The organism is Actinomadura logoneensis (genome assembly GCF_003428695.1).
Classification (GTDB): domain Bacteria; phylum Actinomycetota; class Actinomycetes; order Streptosporangiales; family Streptosporangiaceae; genus Spirillospora; species Spirillospora logoneensis.
This window is the reverse complement of sequence record NZ_QURH01000083.1, coordinates 1-4384: the sequence shown is the minus strand read 5'-3', so window position 1 is coordinate 4384 and position 4384 is coordinate 1. Positions and strand designations below refer to the sequence as shown.

Sequence of the window (4384 nt, the reverse complement as noted above, 5' to 3'; positions counted from 1 at the left end):
CGCGCGGCGCTGACGGCGCGCGGCGCTGACGGCGCGCGGCGCTGCGGACGGCGCTGACGGCGCGCGGCGCTGACGGCGTGCGGTCAGGCGCTGACGGCGTCGGTGGCCTCGCGCAGGGTCTCGTAGATCGGGATGTACTGGTCCACCCCGGTGATCTTGAAGACCCGGCGGACCCGGGGCGGCAGCGCCACCAGCGCGAAGCCGAGCTCGCGCTCGGACGCGCGGCGGTTGGCGCCGACGACCGCGTTCAGCCCGCTGGAGTCGCAGAACGTGACGTGCCGCATGTCGACGACCAGAGGCTGGCCGATGTCGATCACGTCCGTCAGCGTCTTCTCCAGGGACGGCCGCGTCACCACGTCGATCTCGCCCTGGATGCGCACCAGCGTGCAGCGGTCGTGGCGCATCAGGTTCACGTCGAAGTCCATGCCGGTCCCCCCACCCCTCCTGACGGGAGCTGTGGCCACTCCGGCCGGCCCGTCCGCCTCGGGCGCCCCCCCGCGTCCGGGCCCGGCCGGGCACGGTCGGACCTCCCAGCGTCCCGCACCGCCGCCGGCTTTCCAAGCGGTTCGCGGGAATGGGTCGGGATGTGCTCGTGGGGCCGCCGCGCCCCGGGTGGGGTCGGCGGGTCCGGGATCGTTCACGTGACGTCCATCTGAAACGGGAACTGCGCTCACCTGCGGCTGATCCGATTACCCCGCTCGGAACGTCCGAAACATATTGGGGAGGTCAGCCGGATGTCTGCGGCTGGAAAGGTGCGGCGGCTCGCCGCGATCACGCTCGCGGCCGGGGCCGCCACCACCGTCGTCGCCTCCGGGGCGGCGAACGCCTGGAACGGCGACCGGACGAACGACGTGCGGCACGCCATCCACGGTGGCAAGGCCCGCAACGTCATCCTGCTGATCGGCGACGGCATGGGCGACTCGGAGATCACCATCGCCCGCAACTACTCGCAGGGCGCGGCGGGCCGCCTGAACATGGACAGGCTGCCGCTGACCGGCGCCTACACCACCTACGCGCTGCAGAAGGCGCACCCGGACCTGCCCGACTACGTCACCGACTCGGCCGCTTCCGGGACGGGCTGGGCGACGGGCCGCAAGTCCTACAACGGCGCCATCTCGGTCACCCCGGACGGCAAGCCGCAGCAGACCGTCCTCGAACTGGCCAAGCGCGCCGGGTTCCGGACCGGTGACGTCACCACCGCCGAGCTGACCGACGCCACCCCGGCCGTCCTCTCCGCGCACGTGACCGACCGCTCCTGCCAGGGGCCGACGGACATGAAGGCGTGCCCGGCCAACGCCAAGGAGAACGGCGGCGCGGGCTCGATCGCCGAGCAGCAGGTGCAGACCGGTGCCGACGTCTACCTCGGCGGCGGACGGGCCCGCTACGGGCAGACCGTCCAGGCCGGGCAGTTCAAGGGCAGGACGGTCATCGACCAGGCGAAGGCCGCGGGCTACAACGTGGTCACCGACGTCAACGGCCTCCAGTCGGCGCGTCCGGGCCGGGACGGCCGCCTGCTCGGCCTGTTCTCCGACGGCAACATGCCGCAGGAGTGGACCGGTCCGCTGGCCAGGACCGGCGGCACCGAGCCGTCCCGCTGCGCCCCGAACGCCCAGTTCAGCGGCCCGCACCTGACCCAGATGGCGAGCAAGGCGCTGGACGTCCTGGACGGCCAGACCCGCGGCTCGCGCAAGGGCTTCTTCCTGCAGATCGAGGGCGCGTCGATCGACAAGCGCGACCACTCGGCCGACCCCTGCGGCCAGATCGGCGAGACCGTCGAGTTCGACAGGGCCGTCAAGCTGGCCATGGACTACGCGCGCCGTCACCCCGACACCCTCGTGGTGACGACCGCCGACCACGGCCACACCAGCCAGATCATCCCGCTGGACGCCCAGAGCCCGGGCCAGACCGCGACCCTGGTCACCGACGAGGGCGCCCAGATGAAGATCAACTACGCGACCAACCCGGCCGGTCAGTCGCAGGAGCACACCGGCACCCAGGTGCGCATCGCCGCGCAGGGCCCGCAGGCCGCGAACGTCGTCGGCGTGACCGACCAGACCGAGCTGTTCACCACCCTCACCCGCGCCCTGGGCGTCCGTCACTGACGACCCGGGCATCCCGCGAATCTCCGGCCTTCCGGCCGGTGGGCCGCACGGACCCGTCCGATCCCGCGCACCCGGGACCGGACGGGTCCGCTCGCGTTCGCGCCCGAGTTCAGGGGGCGAATGGGGGCCGATGTGGGACTCGGGTCCATCCTGTGGTATCGACGCATTCGCGTTATCCGCGGCGGAAAGCTACTCATCAGAAACCTACTGAAAAGTAGCTCTTCAGCTCCGGCGAATTACCGGAATTCGGTCATCCTCGGTACGCTGACCTGCGGCTGGGCGGCGGCCCGGGCTCCGGCCCGGTGACCGGGAAGTGCTCCGTGGCGTGCCGGGAACGGCACCGGGGTTACAGTTGCGGTGCCGAATTCGGGAGGCCGGGTGTTCTACACGTTCATGACGCGAATCGTCGCGCCGATCCTGCGTCTGCTGTTCCGGCCGCGCATCGAGGGCGTCGAGAACGTCCCCAAGTACGGTCCGCTCATCGTCGCCAGCAACCACCTGTCGTTCATCGACAGCTTCATCATCCCGCTCGCCGTCCCGCGCCCGGTCACCTACATCGCCAAGGCCGACTACTTCGAGGGCGGTGGCCTCAAGGGCCGGTTCGTGCGCTGGTTCCTCACCACGCTCGGCCACGTCCCGGTGCGGCGCGGCGCGCAGCGCGCCGCGATGGGCGCGCTGGAGCAGGCACTGGAGATCCTCGGCAACAGCGGCGCGTTCGCGATCTACCCCGAGGGCACCCGGTCCCGCGACGGACGCCTCTACCGGGGCCGCACGGGCATCGGCTGGCTGGTGCTGGAGTCGGGCGCGCGGGTGCTCCCGGTCGGCCTGACCGGCACCGAGGAGATCCAGCCGATCGGCGCGTCGATGCCCCGCTTCCTCGGCCCCCGGCCGACCGTCCGCATCGGCCCGCCGCTCGACTTCTCCCACTACCGCGACCTGCCGCCCGCCAAGGCCCGCCGTCTCATCACCGACGAGATCGTCGAGCACATCCAGAAGCTCTCCGGCCAGGACTACGCCGGCGGCTACAACGACCACGCGGACATCAAGCCCTGACACACCACCGCCGGCCGGGACCGACCGCGTTCAGCGGCTCGGCCCCGGCCGGCGGCGTTACGGCCCGGCTCGATCCGGCTCGGTGCGAGGCACGCGCGAGACGCGACAGCGCGGTACGGCTCAGCGCCATGCGGCTCAGCGCCATGCGGCTCAGCGCCATGCGGCTCAGCGCCATGCGGCTCAGCGCCATGCGGCTCGGTGCCGTGCGCGGCGGATCGTCAGCGCGACGCGTGCCGGATCGTCGGCGCGGTGCGCGGCGGATCGTCGGCGCGGTGCGCGGCGGATCGTCAGCGCGGTGCGCGGCGGATCGTCAGCGCGTACGTCCGGGTCGTCGGCGCGGTGCGTGCCGGATCAGACGTTCGGCGGGGTCTTGTCCTTGATGTTCGCGCCCTGCTGGGCCGCCTCCTGGCGGAACTTCTCGACCGCGCCACCGACCGAGCCGATCTCGTTCGGGTCGACGTTCCCGGACTTCAGCTTGCCGGTGAGGCCGGACAGGTGGTTCCAGAGCGAGTCGAGCGGCTGCTTGAGCGTCTTGCACAGCGTCGGGTCGGCGTTCACCAGCTTGCGGCCGGCGTTCAGCCGGTTCACCACGAACGCGCCCGCGGCGGCGGCCTTCACGATGGTCTTCTTGCGGTTCTGCGCGCCGGACTTGAACGATCCCGCCTGCCACGGCTTGTAGATCCAGCGGTGGAAGGCGCCGAAGGCCAGGCCCGCGTCCGCGACGAACCGCGTCTTGGCGAACTTCTTCGTGGACTCGGTGGGGCAGACGGCGGGTGACGCGGTGCCGCCCGGACTCTGCGCGCCGCCGGGCCCGGTCCCGCCCGGACTCTGCTCGCCGCCGCCCGGCGAGGCCGTCGTGACACCGGACGTGTCGGACGCGTGGTGGGCCTTGCTCCCGCACGCGCCGGTCCCGAGGAGCACCAGTGCCAGCAGGACCGGCAGCACGAGGAGTTTGCGCGGCATCATCTTCCCCCAAAGTGACGTATCGATCACTGTCGGTAGTCAATCTACCCGTGGGACGGTGTTCTGAAAGCGCACCGCGGGCCCGGCTCGTCCGCTGGCGTGTCGTCCGCGCGGTTCCGGCGCGGACGCCCCGTAAGGTCGCGGACATGTCCTCCCGATCGCCGCTTCCGTCCCCCGCACGCGCGTCGCTCCGTCCCGCCGTCCGGGTCGCGGCGCTGGCCGCCGCCGCGGTCGTGGTGGCCGCCGGGTCGGCCGGGTGCGGCGGG

The 4384-nt window shown here is 72.0% G+C and carries 4 protein-coding genes; 2 read left to right on the top strand and 2 right to left on the bottom strand.

Annotated elements, in window-relative coordinates:
* Positions 1 to 83: 83 nt before the first annotated feature.
* Positions 84 to 425, bottom strand: coding sequence for an STAS domain-containing protein (locus DZF91_RS04035; protein ID WP_117356150.1), 342 nt, complete (start codon positions 423 to 425; stop codon positions 84 to 86).
* Positions 426 to 734: 309 nt separating this feature from the next.
* Here DZF91_RS04035 and phoA point away from each other — a divergent pair, with 309 nt between their 5' ends.
* Entirely contained in the window at positions 735 to 2102 is a 1368-nt protein-coding gene (gene phoA / locus DZF91_RS04030; RefSeq protein WP_117356149.1) for an alkaline phosphatase, read from the top strand.
* 378 nt (positions 2103 to 2480) lie between these two features.
* Positions 2481 to 3155 (top strand): lysophospholipid acyltransferase family protein, encoded by a 675-nt coding sequence (locus DZF91_RS04025; RefSeq protein ID WP_117356148.1) that lies wholly within the window; start codon positions 2481 to 2483, stop codon positions 3153 to 3155.
* 351 nt (positions 3156 to 3506) lie between these two features.
* Here DZF91_RS04025 and DZF91_RS04020 read toward each other — a convergent pair whose 3' ends face one another.
* A complete protein-coding gene (locus tag DZF91_RS04020; protein WP_147340984.1) occupies positions 3507 to 4121 on the bottom strand; it encodes a hypothetical protein in 615 nt (204 codons plus the stop codon).
* Positions 4122 to 4384 lie beyond the last annotated feature (263 nt).